Annotated in this window: 16 protein-coding genes and 1 tRNA gene; 12 read left to right on the top strand and 5 right to left on the bottom strand. The window is 51.9% G+C overall.

Translation table 11 applies throughout. From position 1 onward, the window contains the following. The 12 genes from HMPREF1141_RS04700 to HMPREF1141_RS04645 all read left to right on the top strand — a co-directional run bounded on the left by HMPREF1141_RS04700 (position 1) and on the right by HMPREF1141_RS04645 (position 11030). Entirely contained in the window at positions 1-783 is a 783-nt protein-coding gene (locus HMPREF1141_RS04700; protein WP_196795024.1) for a sugar phosphate isomerase/epimerase, read from the top strand. An 8-nt stretch (positions 784-791) separates the two neighbouring features. After that, entirely contained in the window at positions 792-1904 is a 1113-nt protein-coding gene (locus HMPREF1141_RS04695; protein WP_009061584.1) for a Gfo/Idh/MocA family oxidoreductase, read from the top strand. A gap of 3 nt (positions 1905-1907) precedes the next feature. Beyond that, a complete protein-coding gene (locus HMPREF1141_RS04690; RefSeq protein ID WP_009061611.1) occupies positions 1908-2729 on the top strand; it encodes an alpha/beta hydrolase in 822 nt (273 codons plus the stop codon). A 400-nt stretch (positions 2730-3129) separates the two neighbouring features. Next, positions 3130-3828, top strand: a complete 699-nt coding sequence (locus HMPREF1141_RS04685) for a FadR/GntR family transcriptional regulator (RefSeq protein WP_009061552.1) — start codon at positions 3130-3132, stop codon at positions 3826-3828. Between the two features lies 1 nt (position 3829). After that, positions 3830-4714 (top strand): sugar ABC transporter permease, encoded by an 885-nt coding sequence (locus HMPREF1141_RS04680; protein ID WP_009061576.1) that lies wholly within the window; start codon positions 3830-3832, stop codon positions 4712-4714. A gap of 13 nt (positions 4715-4727) precedes the next feature. After that, on the top strand, positions 4728-5573 hold the full coding sequence (locus HMPREF1141_RS04675; protein WP_009061563.1) for a carbohydrate ABC transporter permease: 846 nt from the start codon (positions 4728-4730) through the stop codon (positions 5571-5573). Positions 5574-5642: 69 nt separating this feature from the next. Beyond that, a complete protein-coding gene (locus HMPREF1141_RS04670) occupies positions 5643-6926 on the top strand; it encodes a sugar ABC transporter substrate-binding protein (RefSeq protein ID WP_009061590.1) in 1284 nt (427 codons plus the stop codon). A 110-nt stretch (positions 6927-7036) separates the two neighbouring features. Beyond that, positions 7037-7441, top strand: a complete 405-nt coding sequence (locus HMPREF1141_RS04665; protein ID WP_009061549.1) for a cupin — start codon at positions 7037-7039, stop codon at positions 7439-7441. A 58-nt stretch (positions 7442-7499) separates the two neighbouring features. Then, complete coding sequence (locus HMPREF1141_RS04660; protein ID WP_009061604.1) at positions 7500-8417, top strand: sugar phosphate isomerase/epimerase family protein; 918 nt, start codon at positions 7500-7502, stop codon at positions 8415-8417. A 183-nt stretch (positions 8418-8600) separates the two neighbouring features. After that, a complete protein-coding gene (gene fsa, locus HMPREF1141_RS04655; protein ID WP_009061619.1) occupies positions 8601-9260 on the top strand; it encodes a fructose-6-phosphate aldolase in 660 nt (219 codons plus the stop codon). Positions 9261-9275: 15 nt separating this feature from the next. Further along, the gene (locus HMPREF1141_RS04650; protein ID WP_009061609.1) at positions 9276-10094 is read left to right on the top strand and encodes a transketolase; all 819 of its coding nucleotides are present in this window, start codon (positions 9276-9278) and stop codon (positions 10092-10094) included. Between the two features lie 3 nt (positions 10095-10097). Next, positions 10098-11030 (top strand): transketolase family protein, encoded by a 933-nt coding sequence (locus tag HMPREF1141_RS04645; protein WP_009061594.1) that lies wholly within the window; start codon positions 10098-10100, stop codon positions 11028-11030. Positions 11031-11352: 322 nt separating this feature from the next. Here HMPREF1141_RS04645 and HMPREF1141_RS04640 read toward each other — a convergent pair. The 5 genes from HMPREF1141_RS04640 to HMPREF1141_RS04620 form a co-directional block, all read right to left on the bottom strand. Beyond that, positions 11353-11428, bottom strand: a tRNA-Lys gene (locus tag HMPREF1141_RS04640). A 181-nt stretch (positions 11429-11609) separates the two neighbouring features. After that, complete coding sequence (locus HMPREF1141_RS04635; protein ID WP_009061586.1) at positions 11610-13568, bottom strand: methyl-accepting chemotaxis protein; 1959 nt, start codon at positions 13566-13568, stop codon at positions 11610-11612. Positions 13569-14033: 465 nt separating this feature from the next. Beyond that, on the bottom strand, positions 14034-14297 hold the full coding sequence (locus HMPREF1141_RS04630) for a metal-sensing transcriptional repressor (protein ID WP_009061547.1): 264 nt from the start codon (positions 14295-14297) through the stop codon (positions 14034-14036). A gap of 28 nt (positions 14298-14325) precedes the next feature. Continuing rightward, a complete protein-coding gene (locus HMPREF1141_RS17830; protein ID WP_009061578.1) occupies positions 14326-14553 on the bottom strand; it encodes a heavy-metal-associated domain-containing protein in 228 nt (75 codons plus the stop codon). A 23-nt stretch (positions 14554-14576) separates the two neighbouring features. Continuing rightward, positions 14577-16892, bottom strand: a complete 2316-nt coding sequence (locus HMPREF1141_RS04620; protein WP_009061598.1) for a heavy metal translocating P-type ATPase — start codon at positions 16890-16892, stop codon at positions 14577-14579. Positions 16893-17682 lie beyond the last annotated feature (790 nt).

The following is a 17682-nucleotide window of genomic DNA, read 5'->3' as shown; positions in this document are numbered from 1 at the left end:
ATGAATCAGAAAAAGTTTCAGGGCCAGATGCCCCATATCATTCAAGTTGCTTCGCAGACAGGATTTGAGGGAATTGAAGCAGAAACCGGGATGCTGGGGCCTTATTTTCACCAGCCGGATCAAGTGGCAGAGCTTTTGGCACAGCAGCACATGGAGCTTGCCGCATTGGTGCTGCATCAGCCCTGGCAAGGAGCCAAAGAAACACCGGAGGAAAAGAGTTTTTCTGATCAGGCGATCGCGTTTGTGTCCCGTTTCCCCCGGGCCAAGCTGATGTTGTCCCATCACGCCGGAGACATCCAGCGGGGAACCGGAGAGGCGCTATATGAAAGAAGGCAAAATCTGATCCGCTGCATGGAGTCGGTGACGCGCCGGGCGGGAGAACAGGGGATCGTCTGCTGTTTTCACCCCAATTCCGGCAAAAATTCCTTGTTCCTCACAGAAGAGGATTACCGTATCCTATTTGATTTTTTGCACCGTACCGATATCGGGTATGCTCCGGACATCGGACATATTGCAAATGGGGGGATGGATCCCCTCGCGATTCTGCGCCAATATCAGGACAAAGTACGCCATGTGCATTTTAAAGATCGTCTGGGGCCGAATGAATGGGCCATTATGGGAGAAGGCACGATTGATTATCCCGCGATTGTCCGTTATTTGGAAGAGCAGGAATATCGCGGCTGGGTGATGGTAGAGGATGAATCCCCCAGAGCGCTGCAGGATTCGGACGAAGTGGTTCGCTTGGATGGCCTCTATATGGCTCAATTTCAGAACAGGAGATGACAAGTTCAGTGAAACGGTATACAGTGGCTGTTTTAGGCTTGGGTGTACGGGGAAAAATCCATTTGCGGGGCCTTTTGGAAAACCCGGACCAGTATCAGGTGGTTGGCCTGTGCGATCGGGACGAATCCGTGGCGCAAAAGGTTGCGGAGGAATACGGACTGACGCAGATTCCTCTGTTCACAGACGCGGAACAGCTGCTCTCCACAGTGCGTCCGGATATTTTTGTGTTTGTCACCTACCCTTCTGATCGGCTAAATATGGTCGAGCTGGCGGTTCGGTACGGCGTCAAGGGAATCTCACTGGAAAAGCCGATGGCCGAATCTCTGCAGGAAGCAAAGGCTATGCGGGATTTATGCCATCAGCATGGAATCAAGGCCGTGGTGTGCCACCAGCAAAAATATCTGTCGCAAATGCGCCGGATGAAGCAGAGAATTGAAGCGGGAGAAATCGGAGAGATCCGCAAGATCCATGTGGAGACACAGGCGTGGTTTTCACAGCTGGGCACCCATTATGTGGATTACACCTTGTGGATCAACGGCGGCTACCCGGCAAAATGGGTGGTGGGACACGTTCACGGCCCCGCTACCCTGGAGGACTCCCACCCCGCTCCCGATTATCTGCTGGGGACAATGGAGCTGAAAAACGGAGTGCGGGCTTACATAGAGTGCGGTTATTTGAGCGAAGCACATAACCCGCCGGAATATGCCAGCAGCGACAACCGTCTGACCGTTTATGGAACGGACGGATATGTGTATGCCGAAACGGACGGCTTTTGGGGAGCATGCACCAAAGCGACCAATGGAAGATTGGTGGAGGGAAAGGATCCCGGCTGGCGGAATCATCAGCAGGTGCCGATTCAGACGCCGTATTATACCGAATTCGCCGAATGGATGGACGATGATTCCAAGCCGCATTCCTGTAACATCGATATTTCGTACCATGGTTATGAGATTCTGGAAGCCATGTGTCTGAGCGCTCTGAATCATACCCGGATAGACCTGCCGATTCAGGAATTCAGCTACGCTCCCGTTCTGGAGCGGATGAAAACGATGCTGCCACCCTGCGGAACCCAGCGGATGAAGCTGTATGACGGAAAAATCCCGAGAAAAGAAAGGGATTAGGCTATGAAAAACACGACTGAAAAAGAGCTTTTGGTCAATGGAAACTCCTTTCATGTAGAAATCACCGGGCAGGGAACGCCGCTGGTTCTCATTATGGGCTTAGGGGCTCCCGGTGAAAAATGGAACCAAAATGTCAAGGTATATGCCCAGCATTTTCAATGCATTACACTGGATAACCGAGGGGTGGGGCGCTCCGATAAGCCGAAGGCAGAAGCCTACTCCACCATAGAAATGGCGGAGGACGTCCTGGGAATTATGGACGCTTTAGAGATACCGCAGGCCCATGTGAACGGTGTTTCCATGGGCGGAGCGATCGCCCAGCACCTGGCGGCCCGGCATCCCCACAGAGTCCGCTCTCTTGTTCTGACCAGCACCTTTGCCAGTGTCAGCAACAGCTTTCGCCGAGCCATCGAAGCTCTGAGGGACAGTGTGGAGCAGCTCGACAAAACCACGTTTAAACATCTGAATCAGTGGATGACCTTTTCTCAAAGCATTCAGAACACCTGTGAGGACATGCTTTGGAAGGCGGAGCGTCAGGACGCTCTGTATCCGTATCCCATGCCCGCTTATGCCTATCGGGCCCAGTGCAATGCCTGCCTGGCCCATGATGCTACGCTGGAGCTGTGCCGCATCACTTCCCCCACGCTCATTGCCGCGGGTTCCAGAGATCTGTTTGTGCCAATCGAAAAAACGATGGAACTGTATGAAGGGATCGCTGCCAGTGAATTGTATCTGTGTAAAAACGGCGGCCATGTTCATCAATGGGAGCAGCCGGAGGCTTATAACCGGGCGACACTGGACTTTTTCCTGCGGCACGATCAATAGAAACAGAGGAATCAAAAAGGGAGAGAATCTAAGATTCTCTCCCTTTTTGATTCCTCTGACCAATGCGGATAAACAGAAGGAAATATCATCCAATTTTGATGAAAAAAAGGATTGTAAGCTGATCAAATAAAGGCTTTTCAAAGAAAGGTAAGACGTTTGTGTGGTCTTATCTAATAAAATTCGCAAAAATAATTGCACGTTTCATAGCAAACCAGAAGGCGCCATGTTAAAACTATACAAAAAATCATAACAATATTTACACTTTATTGACAAGTGTAATAAATATAAAAAAACAAATAAATCGACAAATTTTATATATAGTTTTACTTCTGCTGACAGCTTCTTCGCAGATAATATGAATTTATTCTAGGGCAGATAAAAGATGACAGGAGGATGTCTTATGCAGGACAAACCAACCAAGCATTCCTTATCCGTCAAAGTTGCGGAGCAGATCAATGATTTGATTATCCGAGATAAACTGAAACCCGGAACAAAGCTTCCCAATGAGGCGCAGCTGGCGGAAATGTGCGGCGTCAGCCGCCCCACGGTACGAGAGGCAATGAAGATGCTGAAGGCACAGAACATTATCGTAATCCGGCAGGGCGACGGCACCTATGTTTGTGACTTTACGGGGCTGGGGGATGATCCGCTGGGCTTTCGCTACATTGACCGGGCAAAGCTTACCGAAAGCGTATTTGAAGTAAGGCTGATCATTGAACCCCAAATTGCGGCTCTGGCGGTGGAGAGGGCCACTCCCGAAGAAATTCAGCAGATGGAGCAGATTGTTCAGAAGATGTACACCATCAATTACCGGGACCCGGCCCGTCTGGAGCTGGATATTCAGTTCCACACCCTGATTGCCAAGTGCTCTAAAAACGCGGTGTTCAATCAGGTCATCCCCGTCATTTACGAAACGATCCAGAAAGGGATCGTCATTTTGGCGGAATCGGAAGAGAGCTTCAGCCTTTCCCAGCATATGCATAACGATATTTTTCAGGCGTTTGTGCACCGGGACAGCTGTCGTGCGCAAAACGCAGTCACCACTCATATTTACACCTCGCTGGATAACATCAGACGACTGAAGAAAGGAAAGGCGTAATATGAAAGTAAAACAGGGTCACTGGATTTGGCCGTATTTGCTGATCGCTCCCGCATTGCTTACAATGCTTTGTGTGGTTTTTATTCCTGTGGTACAGGCGATCGTTACCAGTTTTCAGTATTACGATCTTCGTTATCCAAGCAAGACACAATTTCTCGGTCTGGGAAATTATATCGAAATTTTCACCCAGGACCCGCAGTTCTGGCCTTCCATTTTCCGTACCCTGGTCTGGGTCGTATTCGGCGTGGGTCTGCAATTCCTGTTCGGTTTCATTCTGGCCCTGATTTTGAACCGCAAATTTTTTGGCTGCGGTGTTGTGCGCGCTCTGTCCATGGTTCCATGGGTTACCCCCGGCGTACTGATCGGCCTGATGTGGCGGTGGCTGTATGATGGAAATTACGGCGTCATCAACGACGTTCTGATCCGATTGGGGATTTTAGAGCACGGAATTTCTTTTTTGTCCCGGCACGAGGCCGCAATGCCAGCGGCAGTTGTTTCGGTAGTGTGGCAGGGGATTCCGTTCTTTGCCCTGATGCTTCTGGCCGCTTTGCAGGGTGTATCCAGTGACATGTATGAGGCGGCGGATATTGACGGCGCGTCCGGCGCGCAAAAACTCTTTTACATAACGATTCCATCCATTAAAAACACCCTGTTTGTCACCGTGCTTCTGCGGATCATCTGGGTGGCCAATTCGGTAGATATTATCCAGAACATGACTGCTGGCGGCCCGGCCTACGCAACCCAGACACTGAGCATTTACGTGTATCAGAAGGCCCATGTACTGAATCTGGGCTACGCTTCAGCAATGTCGGTCATTTTGGCTGTGCTTCTTCTGGTAGTGGCCGTGCCGTATCTGCGGTTTACGTTTCAGAGCGAGCGGAGTTGAGGGAGGGATTGAGATGAAAGTAAAGCATCACTCCGCAGAGGCGGTCAAATTCACACTGACACTGGTTCTTCCCGTTTTACTGTTCCTGCTCTTTTTGCTGTTTCCTTTCTACTGGATGTTTATTACCTCCGTAAAACCGGATGCTGAAATTTATGCCAACCCTCTTTTGTATTGGCCGCAGCACTGGACCTGGATGACCTATGAAAAGCTGTTCGGCTATTTCAATTTTATCAAATACATGAAGAACAGTCTGACGGTAGCGGTTGCCACCATGGTGGTCTCTCTGGTGTTTTCTACTCTGGCCGCGTACGCCTTTTCCCGGTTCGAATTCAAAGGGCGCAAGTTCCTTATGGGACTCTTTCTTTCCAACAACATGTTCCCCACCGTGCTTTTGATGATCCCGCTGTACTCCATTATGCGGTCGATGAATCTGCTGTATACGCCCACCGGTCTGGTTCTGGCATACACTACGTTTACTATTCCGTTTTCGGTCTGGCTGATCCAGGGCTTTATCCGGGACGTTCCCTTTTCCCTGGAAGAAGCCGCTCTGATTGACGGGTGCAATCGAACCGGCGCGTTTGTCCGGATTTTCCTTCCCATTTTGACCCCCTGTCTTCTGGCCGCCGGCGTATACATTTTCATGCAGGGGTGGAACGAATACACCTTGTCCTCTATGTTCACGAATCCCGCAACCCGTACCATACCCGTGGCGTTGAACAGCCTGATCGGCCAACTGGGTGTAGAATGGGACATGCTGTGTGCAGGCGGCACGATCACGGTGCTCCCGGTTTGTATCATGTTCTTCTTTGCGCAGAAAAAGCTGGTTTCCGGCCTGACAGCGGGAGCTGTCAAAGGATAGGCCTTGTTTGGCAGTGGCCCATATTTCCTAGAAAAGATGGGGAATTTGTAATAAAAGGAGAATAGAGAAATGAAAAAGGTAATAGCGACGTTCCTGGCAGGCGTGATGCTCATCTCTTCTTTGGCCGGATGTGGCGGCAATAACTCTTCTTCCGTATCCTCCGGGTCAGATCCTTCCGGTAAGCAAGCAACAAAGCTGTCCTATTGGTATTGGGCAGACAATACAGAACAGTCCGATCTGATGCAGAGCATTGTCAAACAGTACAACGAAACCAACGACAAGAACATTCTGGTCACCGCAGAGGAATATCCCTGGGACAGCGGCGGGTTTACCGATTCGATTTTCACGGCGATTATGGGCGGCGGCGGGCCGGATCTCTCCACCTTTAAGCTTCAGGCAGGCAAAAATTTTGCAGCCAATCACCTTTTGGCAGACATGAGCTCTTATGTGGATGCGTGGCAGGATAAATCCCAGATCAATGACGGAATCTGGCAGATGATGAAGGCCTCTACCGGCGATGAAAAGCTGTCGGTTCTGCCGTGGACACTGGAAGCTTTGTATGTCTATTACAGACCGTCTTATTTCCAGAAGGCCGGCATAGAAAAGGCCCCCACCACCTTTGATGAATTTCTGGACGCCATCAAAAAAGCAACGATGGATACCAACGGGGACGGAAAAACGGATGTTTACGGCCTGGGCCTGCGCGGAGCCGGAGGCGGACATGAGCATTTGGGCAGCTTTTTGTATGCCTATGGCGCAAACTGGGATGATTTGACCACTCCGCAGGCTGTGGAAGCTTACAATGCCTATCTGAACATTTTCAAGAGCGGCTATGCGCCCGATTCCGCGCCCAATGCGGCTTACGCCGAAACAGTGGACGGCTTTAAAAGCGGCCTGACAGCGATGATCATCCATCATATCGGTTCCAGTGCCATCTGGTCCGAAACGTTTGGCGATGATGTGGCGGCATTCCCTGTTCCGGCAGGTAAGGGCGGACAATGGACCTGCACCGGAGATACGTGCCTCACCGTTTATGAGCAGTGCGAAAACAAAGAAGCTGCGTTTGATTTCTATCAGTACATGACCACGGGCGAAGGCGGAACCACGTGGTTCAAATCCACCGGCAAGGGCCTGGGGACCGAGAACGTAGTTGCCACCAGCGAATACAAGGACAATAAGTTCCAGACCGTTGCGGCCGAAAGCCTGAAGCACGCCGGCGTACTCCCCCCCACAGATACCCTGACGGAATTCATCAACAGCACCTGGGCCAACACCAATCAGCAGGCGCTGTTGGGGCAGATTTCTGCAGAAGACGCTTTAAAAATCATGCAGAAATCCCTGCATGCCGAATAGGAAAGAAAAGCAGCACAGTCACTGATCAGGATCATGGAAAAGGGAGATCTCGCGAAAAGCCAACGTGTTTTCAAAGCATCTCCCTTTTTCAAAAGAAAGAAGGAGCAAAAATGGAAATCGCCTCTTATGAGTTTACCGGCGAAGGAATGCGCCGGATGTACGAGAATGAAAAGTGGACGGTAGGCATCAAAAATTGGAAGCCGGCAAATGACATCACCGGCTTGGATATGCTGGAACGGCACAATGGGACAGACGAGCTGTTTGTACTGCTGTCGGGTTCCTGCACACTGATTTCCGCAGAAGAATTGGAAAATGGCTGGGCGTTTGACAAAGTAGAAATGCAGCCGGGGCGGGTATATAACATTCCGCGCACTCTGTGGCACAACACGATCACCCAAAAGGATACCAAAATGATTCTGATCGAGGATTCCAATACCGGAGAAAGCAACAGTGATTTTCACCGGCTGACAGCAGAAGACCTTAAAGCAATCCGGCAGCTGGTGCAATCCAAATAACCGTAAGAAAATGTATTGCCTGATGATGGCAGACTGAACATAGAAGATGGAGGATGTCATGAAATACGGTGTGCATCGGCTGACCTGGGGAAAGCACTTTGATCAGAATGACCTCAAAACCTTCTTCCGGCAGGTAAAAGAAACCGGCGCCGAAACAGTAGAAATGCGCCCGCCGGACGAAACCTTGCAGGGCGACCGAAAAAAAACAGCGGAAATCAGAAAATTGGCGGAAGAGATGGGAATCCAGCTGCTGTTTTGTTATGGGTATCCCAAGGGGATGGACATGCGGTCATCCGATCCTTTTATCCGGCAGTACGCCGTCGAGCATTTAAAGCGGGCGGTAGAAGCGGCTTATTACTTGGGCGGTACAGAAATCGGGGGTATTTTGTATTCCACATGGCCAACGGATTACCAGAACGATATGATTACTCCCGAAGTAAAATATGAGCGGACACAATACAGCCTGGAATGCATTCGTAAGGTCATTCCAACGGCGGAGGACTACCATATTCAGCTGAATATGGAAATCGCCAACCGGTTTGAAAATTATATCATCAATACGGTACAGGAGGGTCTGGATTTTATCCGTCAGGTAGAAAGCGATCACTGCGGCCTTCTGCTGGATGTCTTCCATATGAACCTGGAGGAAGACGACGTGCTTCAGGCGATCCGCTGTGCAAAGGGGCATATCGGACAGTTTCATGTATCGGAGCCTAACCGTCAGATCCCTTATCAAAACAAGCGAATCAACTGGCAGGAAATCGGCAGAACCCTGCGGGAAATCGGGTACGACGGCACAGTGACAATGGAAGCCGTGGTGGCCTTTGACGACGAAGCTTCCTATAACCTGCGCATGTGGCGCAACCAGATCGCAGACGCCGGCATGGAAGCACGGATCGCCGCGATGAAAGCAGGATTGATCTTTTTAAAACAGCAGTTTGAGCCGTCAGAGTTTTTAGAAAAGGCTCGGGCTTAATTTAAAAAAGAAAACGGACAAAAAACAGCAACTTTTTCTTGTTGCAAGAAGGGCTTACCCGATGCAGCCTTGGAACGCGTTCCCGGGTATGCCGGACGAGCAGCGGAAAAGGGGGGAGATCTTTTGCCCATTTTCCCGACGGATGAAAACCGGCAAGCTGACAGGAAAAGGAGAAATAGTATTATGAAATTCTTTATTGATACCGCCAATCTGGCTGAAATTGATGAAATGGTACGAACCGGCATCGTAGATGGCGTAACAACGAATCCCTCCATCATTGCGCGGGAGGGGAAGGATTTAAAAGAAACTCTGCTGAAAATCTGCGACATGGTGGAAGGTCCGGTCAACGGAGAGGTTCTGGCTCCGGATGCGGACGGCATGGTACGGGAAGCACAGGAAATCGCAGGATGGCATGAGAACATGGTGGTGAAAATCCCGATGACACAGGAGGGCATTACCGCTGTGTCCCGACTGTCCAAAATGGGAATCAAAACCAATGTGACCACCGTGTACGACGCCGCACAGGCCCTGATTGTCGCAAAGGCGGGCGCTACTTACGTCAGCCCCTTTGTGGGACGCTCTGACGATGTTTTGATGGACGGCCTGAAAATGCTGGAGGATATTGCGGAAATTTACCGGATCTACCATATCAAGACCCAGATCATCGCCGCCAGCATGAGAACCCCTACCTATGTGGTGGGTGCGGCGAAGGCAGGCGCGGATATTGCCACGATTCCCTACGAATGCATGAAGAAAATGTTCTGGCATCCCATGACCGACGTCAGTCTGGAGGGCTTTATGTCCGACTGGCAAAAAGCGATGGGCGACAAGAAGATTCTGTAAGCAAAAGGAGTAACAATGATGCGCAATATCGAGTATTTGGAGCAGCAGGCAAAGCAAATCCGCAGGCTGATTATCCGGTCCATCGGGAAAGCGGGCTCCGGGCATCCGGGCGGTTCCCTGTCCTGTGCAGACCTGATGGCAGCGTTATATTTTGACGTGATGAACATCAAGCCGGAAGAGCCCTTATGGGAGGATCGGGATCGGTTTGTGTTATCCAAGGGACACGCCTGCCCGGCGCTGTATGCCGCGCTGGCCATGAAAGGCTATTACCCAATGGAAGAGCTGGATCACCTGCGGGAGCTGGGTTCCATTCTGCAAGGGCATCCCTATTCGGGGAAGACCCCCGGTGTGGATGTTTCTACCGGTTCCCTCGGCCAGGGCCTGTCGGTGGCCAACGGCATCGCTCTGGGCGCCCGGCTGGATGGAAAGGACTATTACGTTTACTGCCTGATGGGAGATGGAGAAACCGAGGAGGGGCAAGTGTGGGAGGCTGCTATGAGCACCGTCCACTACCGTTTGGATCATGTGATCGCCTTTGTGGATTACAACCATCTTCAGATTGACGGTACCATCGAAGAAATTATGGGAAACGTGAATGTGGCAGGGCGTTTTGAAGCCTTCGGCTGGAACGTGCTGACGATTGACGGCCATAAGATTGAGGAAATTCTGCAGGCAATTGATTCTGCGAAAGAGACCAAGGGGATTCCTACGATGATCGTCATGAATACCGTAAAGGGCAAGGGCGTATCGTTCATGGAAAATCAGGTCGGATGGCATGGCAGTGCGCCATCTGTCGACCAGGTGGCTCAAGCGCTGAAAGAACTGGGGGAATAACGGATGAGTGAGCTGATCGCGACAAGAGACGCCTTTGGACAGGCTATCATAGAATTCGCAGAGAGCAATGAAAAAGTTGTGGTGCTGGATGCCGACCTGGCAAAAGCCACCATGAGCTGCAAATTTAAGGACGCATATCCCAACCGCTTTTTTGATATGGGAATTGCGGAATGTGATCTGGTAGGAACCGCCGCGGGCCTGTCAACCACGGGAAAAATCCCGTTCGCCTGCACGTTCGCAGTATTCGCAGCAGGCCGTGCGTTTGAGCAGATTCGCAATTCCGTAGCATATCCCCATTTGAATGTGAAAATTTGTGGAAGCCACGGCGGAATTTCAGTAGGCAAGGACGGCGCGACCCACCAGGCAGTGGAGGATTTGGCCGTAATGGCAGCCGTACCGAACATGGTTGTCCTGAATCCCGGTGATGCAGTGGAAATGCGGGCCGCAGTCAAGGCAATGATCGACTACGATGGCCCGGTGTATATCCGTCTGGGGCGCAATCCTGTTCCGGTGGTGTTTGATCCGGATACCTATTGCTTCCAAATCGGAAAGGGTATCAAAGTAAGAGAGGGCAAGGACGTGACCTTGGTCGCCACGGGAAGCCTGCTGGACATCGCCAATCAGGCGGCGGAAAAACTGCTGGCGGAAGGGATTCAGGCGGAAGTCATCAACATTGCGACGATCAAGCCCTTGGATAAGGATTTGATTGTGGAGTCCGCCAGAAAGACACAGCGGGTCGTCGTGCTGGAGGAAGGAATCATTGTGGGCGGGCTCGGTTCAGCAGTGGCTCATGCGCTTTCCGAGCAATATCCGGTTCCGATGCGTTATATTGGAATGGATGATTGCTTTGGCCAGTCGGGCGATTCTGCCGCTTTGATGGAATACTATGGCATGACGGCGGAAGAAACCGTTCGCAAGGTGAAAGAACTGCTGTGAGCCAGCAGTAACCGGAATATCAAATATTTTATCATTAGATGTTAGATCATTAGACTAAACAGAGAAAAGAGGGGTTGCCCGATCGCTGGGCGGCCCATCTTTTCTCTGTTGTATGTAATAAAACGTCCCGTACTTTCTGAAGCAATTGACGCAAGGTCGACGGAATCGACTGTATTCTCTTAGAATACGGGTATGAATGATTGCAAGGATATCGACGAGTTGGTCACTCATCACGGTAAAAGGATTGTTCTGATGGCAGTTGTTCCCGCAGGGTATTTTGTCAGCAATAAAAAACAGTCCATCCTATAGGATGGACTGTTTTTGGTGAACCATCGGGGATTCGAACCCCGGACACCCTGATTAAAAGTCAGGTGCTCTGCCAGCTGAGCTAATGATTCATCTGAGTTGAGAACTTGTATATTATAGCAATTGAACCGGGGCTTGTCAACACAAAACGGGATTTTTTTCATTTAAAACGCGTTTTGACCCGAAAAATAGAATTCCCCGCCGTGCTCTCATCATACGTCCGGGCGGGGAATCATTCCCCCGCCCGGAACATCTGAGTTTGCGTTTTAAAATTTATTCTTCGTCTTTTACGATCGTGCCGCTTTTTATCTGAAAGCGCTTCATCAGCTCTTTCAGCATTTCGGACTGGCTGGAAAGCTCTTCGCTGGCCGCCGCGCTTTCCTCTGCGGTTGCAGAGTTCGTCTGTGTAACGGAAGAAATCTGCATCATGCCGTTGTCCAGCTCTGTAATCGCTTTGGCCTGCTCGTTGGAAGCCTCGGCAATCCGATTGATCAGCTCGTTGACCTGACCGCTCTTTTCTACAATCTGGTCAAGCGATTTCGCGGTCTGATCTGCGATTACCATTCCCTTTTTCACAGAATCTATAGCTCTTTGAATCAGGTCAGAGGTAGTCGTGGTCGCCTGGGCACTCTTTGAAGCCAGACTGCGCACCTCGTCCGCTACCACGGCAAAGCCCTTGCCGGCTGAGCCTGCACGCGCCGCTTCTACGGCCGCGTTCAGCGCCAGAATATTCGTCTGCGCCGCAATATCGTCAATCACCTTGATGATATTCAAAATCTCCTTTGCCGCATGATCGATGTCGCGCATGGACTGCAGCATTTGGTTCATCTGCTCATTGCCCTGCTGCACGAACCGGATCGTTTCATTTGACAGCCCCTCCACAGAGGTAGCGTGGGACGCATTGTTCTTGACATGCTCAGAGACATTCTGCAAAGACGTATTCAGCGATTCCACCGTGCTGGCCTGCTCTGCAGAGTTCTGCGCCAGATTCTGCGCACCCAGAGCCATCTCTTCAGCGCCGGCGTTCACCTGGTACGCCGCCTGCGAAATTCCCTCAAAGGTTTCGTTGAGTGAATTCAAAATCCGGGCCAGCGATTCCCGAATCGGGGCGAAATCGCCGCGGTACTCCACACCGCTTTCTGTGGCCAGATTATTGCGGGACACCTCGTCCAGCACGTGGGAAATATCCTGAATATACAGTCGAAGCTGCTGCACGGTATGGCCCAAGGCACTGGAGAGGCGGGCAATTTCATCGCGGCCCTTCACCTGCGGCACATCGGTCTGCAGGTCGCCCTGCGCGAGCAGCTCGATTCTCTCGGTGGCTTCCTCGATCGGCTTGGCCAAACGAGTCGCAAACATCGCCGCGGCTACCAGAGTGATCAGCTGAAGCAGCACCGCAATGCCCACGTTGATCAGCAAGGTGCGGTACAGATCCTGCATGATCTGGCTGATCGGACGGGAAACCGCGATCGCCCATTTTTCAGGGCCGGAAATCTGTGTAAAGCCCACTTGTCTTTTCTGGCCCTGATAAACCGTGTACTGGATGCCGGTTTCTCCGGTTACTGCACGCCGGTACAGCTCCGCCACGGGCGCTACGCTTGGGTCCGTTTTAACCTTTTCGGCGTAATCCACCGGATTTGCTACCGTGTCTTTGGTGGGGTGCAGCACGGTTTTTCCGTCCTGGCTGATGACAAAAGCATACCCCTCGCCGCCGATTTTAATGGAATCGAGCATTTTGGCAAACGAGTCGTATGTCATTTCGCCATACATTACCTGGCCGCCGCTTGCCGGCGCACCGATGGTCACTGTCAGGTCGTCGCCGCGGCGGCTCTTGACCGGGTCGGCGATATAGGCCGCTCCGCCTTTCGCGGACTGGAACCATTTTTCCTGTGACACATTTCCATCCTGCTGTGTATTGCCCTGACTGTCGGCCAGCGCGAAATACACAAAGCCCTCCTGTCTGGCCTGCTCCTGCAAATACTGCTGCTGCACCGCCGCATCCGCAGAGTTTAACATTGCAGATTTCGCAACCTCCTCTACCTCTCTCCGGTACTCGTCCAGCTCAGAACCCAAGTACTGCTTGTAGGATTCCGCCAGATATGACGAGGTCTGCTCGGCCTGCGTCATGGAATTGAGGTAGGACAGCCAACAGGTAATTCCCGTAGCCATTATGTTGGTGAACAGCACCAGTATCATTATGAAAAGATGCAACTTTCTTTTTAAAGATTTCACAGCGTCTATTCTCTCCCTTGCGAAAATTTAACCGGGTCGAAAAATAATAGCCGGCACCCGTATTTCGGCTACTGACAGGGCTTTCTACCTTTTACAATATACCTAATTATAATTATCGGCCGATGTGTGCTTTTTTTGAATGAAAATAGCATGAAAAACGAAAAAAGATGGAGAAATTACGAGCTATTAAAGAATAACTGTAGAATTTTGTCAGTTTGCGAAATTTGCTGTATTTTTCAGAAAAAGCATCAAAACTCTATAGAAGCAACTTGGAATACACTCTAGTTCAAAAACGGCGATTCTGTTCTTCTTCTCCTCCGGTGAAAAGGAATCAACCTTTTTTTGAGGGATAGGACGATACGGAAAAACCTTTGTCACATCGGCGAAAAATTCCGGATTGCGGAAAGGAAAGCATATTCTCCATAAAAAAAGATCCTGCCTTCCGGCAGAATCTTTTTAAGTCAATTATTTCGAGAGTTTATCCATTACGCCGATAATCTCATCGATTTTTTTCTGCTGCTCTTCGCTGCCCAGTGCCTGACTGACGCAGCCGGTCAAATGCGCATGCAGCACCTCGCGGTTAATACTGCGCAAAATCGCCTGTGTGGCCATCAGCTGGTTGGAAATATCGATACAGTACCGATTCTCCTCAACCATGCGGATCAGGCCGTCGATCTGGCCACGGGCCGTTTTGAGCATCCGCAGCGTTTTTTCTCTGTCTGCCTGCATCCTTACCACCTCCCTATTCGGAGCCGGATCAGCCGAACAGCCCCTTCTTCTCTTTCACAGAAACCAGCTTGTAGCCGGCATCCTCCACCACTTTCGAAAATTCCTCGTCCGGCACGTCGCGGCTGAGGGTAACAGTGGCCTCTTTGTGCTTCAGGTTTACCTTGGCCTGTACGCCCTCGATTCCATTCAGAGCCTTTTCCACGCGCGCCTGGCAATGCTCGCAGGTCATTCCTTCAATTGCAAGTAACTTTTTCATAGTACCGTTTCCTTTCTGATTTGTCAAATTTCCGTTTCCCCGTCAAACCGGCGGCGGGGCTTAAAGAATTTCAGACGCAGGGCGTTCGTCACCACGCACACGGAGCTGAGGCTCATCGCCGCCGCCGCGAACATGGGGTTCAGCTTCCAGCCCAGCAGCACGTAGAACACGCCGGCTGCCAGCGGGATGCCGATACTGTTGTAGAAAAACGCCCAGAACAGATTTTCTTTGATATTGCGAATGGTCGCGCGGCTCAGCTGAATCGCTGTCACCACGTCCATCAGATCGCTCTTCATCAGCACAATGTCTGCGGATTCGATGGCGATATCGGTACCGGCGCCGATGGCGATGCCGACATCGGCCCTAGCCAGTGCGGGGGCGTCGTTGATGCCGTCGCCGACCATGGCCACACGCTTGCCGGACTCCTGTATGGAGCGGACTTCTTCTTCCTTATCCTGCGGCAGCACCTCCGCTACTACGCGGTCGATGCCCATTTGCCTGCGGATCGCTTCGGCCGTGCGTTTGTTATCGCCGGTCAGCATGATCACATCGATGCCCATTGCGGTAAGCTCACGCACCGCCTGACGGCTGGTGGGCTTGATCACGTCGGCCACGGCGATCACGCCGAGAAGCTGGCCGCCCTTTGCGAAGAACAGCGAGGTCTTCCCCTGCTCGGAGAAGGCTTCGGCCTGCTGCTGCAGAGCGCCGGTATCTACCTTCTGCTCCTGCATCAATGCAAGGTTACCGGCCGCATACGGCTCGCCGCCGATGCTGGTGAGGATTCCGCGGCCCGAAACAGCCTGGAAGTCCCCGACCGGCGAAAGCTCCAGAGTGAGCTCGGCGGCCTTTTCGACGATCGCTTCCGCCAGCGGATGCTCCGACGGCTTTTCGATCGACGCGGCGGCGGTGAGCAGCTCCTGCTCCTGGATGCCGGGGGCGGGAAGAATATCTGTTACCCGGGGCTTGCCTTCGGTGATGGTGCCCGTTTTATCGAGCACCACAGCGCCCACGGTATGCGCAGTTTCGAGCGCTTCGGCCGATTTGATCAGGATGCCGTTGGAAGCGCCCTTGCCCGTACCGACCATGATGGCCACAGGAGTCGCCAGACCGAGCGCGCAGGGGCAGGAAATCACGAGCACCGCAATCGCGATGGAAAGCGCGAACTCAAACGACTGCCCCAGCACCAGCCAGACGACAGCGGCCAGCAGGGCGATCACGATAACGATCGGGACGAACACACCGCTGATCTTATCCGCCAGCTTTGCGATCGGCGCTTTGGAAGAGCTGGCTTCTTCCACCAGCTCGATAATCTGCGCCAGAGTGGTGTCGCCGCCTACCTTTTTGGCTTCCATCTTGAAAAATCCGGTTTTGTTCAGCGTAGCGGCGATGACGGAATCGCCCACGGTCTTTTCGACCGGGATGCTCTCGCCGGTAAGCGCGGACTGGTCAACCGCGGAGGAGCCCTCCACGATCACGCCGTCGACCGGGATGCTCTTTCCGGGGCGGATCAGCACGATGTCGCCCACTCTGACCTGCTCGACGGGGATTTCCACTTCTTTTCCGTCGCGCAGTACCTCCGCCGTTTTCGGCGCCAAATCCATCAACTTTGAAATCGCTTCAGAGGTTTTGCCCTTTGAGCGCGCCTCCAGATATTTACCGAGGGTGATCAGCGTTAAAATCGTACCCGCGGACTCAAAATACAAATCCATCAGGTAATGGTCAGCCATCATCATATCGCCCATGCCCAGCGCATAGCCAATTTTATAGATGGCGAAAATGCCGTAGGCAATCGCCGCCGTGGAGCCAATGGCGATCAGCGAATCCATGTTGGGCGAACGCTTCCACAGCGTTTTGAAGCCAACCTGGAAATATTTGCGGTTCACGTACACGATCGGCATCAGCAGAAGCAGCTGGGTAAACGCAAACGGAATCCCATTCTCTGCGCCGTGGAACGCGTTTTTGATCATATCCGGCACCGGCAGGCCGATCCACTCTTTCAGCATGTGGTGCATCGCCAGGTACATCAGCGGAATCCAGAACGCAAACGACACAATCAGCCGCATGCGCATGGATTTCAGCTCTTCCTGAACCGGGTCCACCGTTTTCTGCGCGGCCGGAGCCGCCCCGTGGGTAAAGACGCTGGCGCCGTAGCCCGCGCTTTCCACCGCTGAAATAATGCTGTTGTCATCGAGAATACTTTCATCAAAATGAACCGTCATGCTGTTTGAAAGCAGGTTGACGTTTACGTCCTCCACGCCCTCCAGCTTTTTTACGCTCTTCTCCACCGCGGCGGAGCAGGCGGAGCAGCTCATTCCGGTCACATTATATTTTTGATTCATATAGCCACCTCCCTATACCCCGGGTGGGGTGTACCTATACTTTACTCCCTCCGTGCGTGTTTGTCAAGAGTAACAGAAATTTTTTCTTTAAAGATAGCCTGCCCGAATTCTGATCTTTCTATTTTTTTGAAAATTTTTGTTTTTTATATGGCGGCTTTTATGCGGGGATTTCTGCGGGAGCCGGGCGTTTTTTCATGCCAGGAGAATTTCCTTATCTTCTTTTTATTATGGTACAAATTTCAAATGGTTTTTTTCTTTATCGATTTGCTGCAGAGATCGCTTTTACTGGTGCAGAGCCTAATTTTTAGGTCGGGCGGGTAGTTGTTTTCTTTTTGGTCGTTGCATTGAAAGAGTGAATTTTTCTGCGGGTTTCCCGCGGTGTGCGTGCGGGCACAGCTTGCCTGCGGGTGCCCCCGCGTGGGGTTTCTGCTGGCGCAGGGCTTGCCCCTCGTGCCGGGGCGGGCACTTCCTTTCGTGAAAGGACGAAAGGAAGCAAAGGCCTTCCAAAGGGCACCTTTGGAATCCGTTTTTGGGGAACGATCCCTGACTGCGGAAACGAAAGCTGCCCGTAAGGCGCTCCATTGAAAATGACCACTCTCCGGGTTTCATCTGGAAACAAGTCTTACTGTCCCGTCTGTCGGCGGGCATTTTCAGAGCGCTCTCGCTGGCTCGGTGTTTTTTGTGCGGCTTCGCCGCGTGTTTTTGCTGGCGCAGGCTTGCCTGCGGTGCTTTTTTTGTGAGTTTCTGCTGGCGCAGGCTTGCCCCTCGTGCCGGGGCGGGCACTTACTTT

The sequence above is a fragment of the Clostridium sp. MSTE9 genome (assembly GCF_000277625.1).
Classification (GTDB): Bacteria; Bacillota; Clostridia; order Oscillospirales; family Acutalibacteraceae; genus Faecalispora; species Faecalispora jeddahensis.
Note: the sequence above shows the minus strand (reverse complement) of the source record. Positions and strands in the feature narration are given on the sequence as shown.

Coding starts and splice junctions, on each gene's coding strand:
- HMPREF1141_RS04645 (WP_009061594.1), top strand. CDS start 10,098: ATGAGTGAGCTGATCGCGACAAGAGACGCCTTTGGACAGGCTATCATA.
- HMPREF1141_RS04680 (WP_009061576.1), top strand. CDS start 3,830: ATGAAAGTAAAACAGGGTCACTGGATTTGGCCGTATTTGCTGATCGCT.
- HMPREF1141_RS17830 (WP_009061578.1), bottom strand. CDS start 14,553: ATGAAAAAGTTACTTGCAATTGAAGGAATGACCTGCGAGCATTGCCAG.
- HMPREF1141_RS04675 (WP_009061563.1), top strand. CDS start 4,728: ATGAAAGTAAAGCATCACTCCGCAGAGGCGGTCAAATTCACACTGACA.
- HMPREF1141_RS04685 (WP_009061552.1), top strand. CDS start 3,130: ATGCAGGACAAACCAACCAAGCATTCCTTATCCGTCAAAGTTGCGGAG.
- HMPREF1141_RS04670 (WP_009061590.1), top strand. CDS start 5,643: ATGAAAAAGGTAATAGCGACGTTCCTGGCAGGCGTGATGCTCATCTCT.
- HMPREF1141_RS04650 (WP_009061609.1), top strand. CDS start 9,276: ATGATGCGCAATATCGAGTATTTGGAGCAGCAGGCAAAGCAAATCCGC.
- HMPREF1141_RS04630 (WP_009061547.1), bottom strand. CDS start 14,297: ATGCAGGCAGACAGAGAAAAAACGCTGCGGATGCTCAAAACGGCCCGT.
- HMPREF1141_RS04660 (WP_009061604.1), top strand. CDS start 7,500: ATGAAATACGGTGTGCATCGGCTGACCTGGGGAAAGCACTTTGATCAG.
- fsa (WP_009061619.1), top strand. CDS start 8,601: ATGAAATTCTTTATTGATACCGCCAATCTGGCTGAAATTGATGAAATG.
- HMPREF1141_RS04700 (WP_196795024.1), top strand. CDS start 1: ATGAATCAGAAAAAGTTTCAGGGCCAGATGCCCCATATCATTCAAGTT.
- HMPREF1141_RS04690 (WP_009061611.1), top strand. CDS start 1,908: ATGAAAAACACGACTGAAAAAGAGCTTTTGGTCAATGGAAACTCCTTT.
- HMPREF1141_RS04620 (WP_009061598.1), bottom strand. CDS start 16,892: ATGAATCAAAAATATAATGTGACCGGAATGAGCTGCTCCGCCTGCTCC.
- HMPREF1141_RS04665 (WP_009061549.1), top strand. CDS start 7,037: ATGGAAATCGCCTCTTATGAGTTTACCGGCGAAGGAATGCGCCGGATG.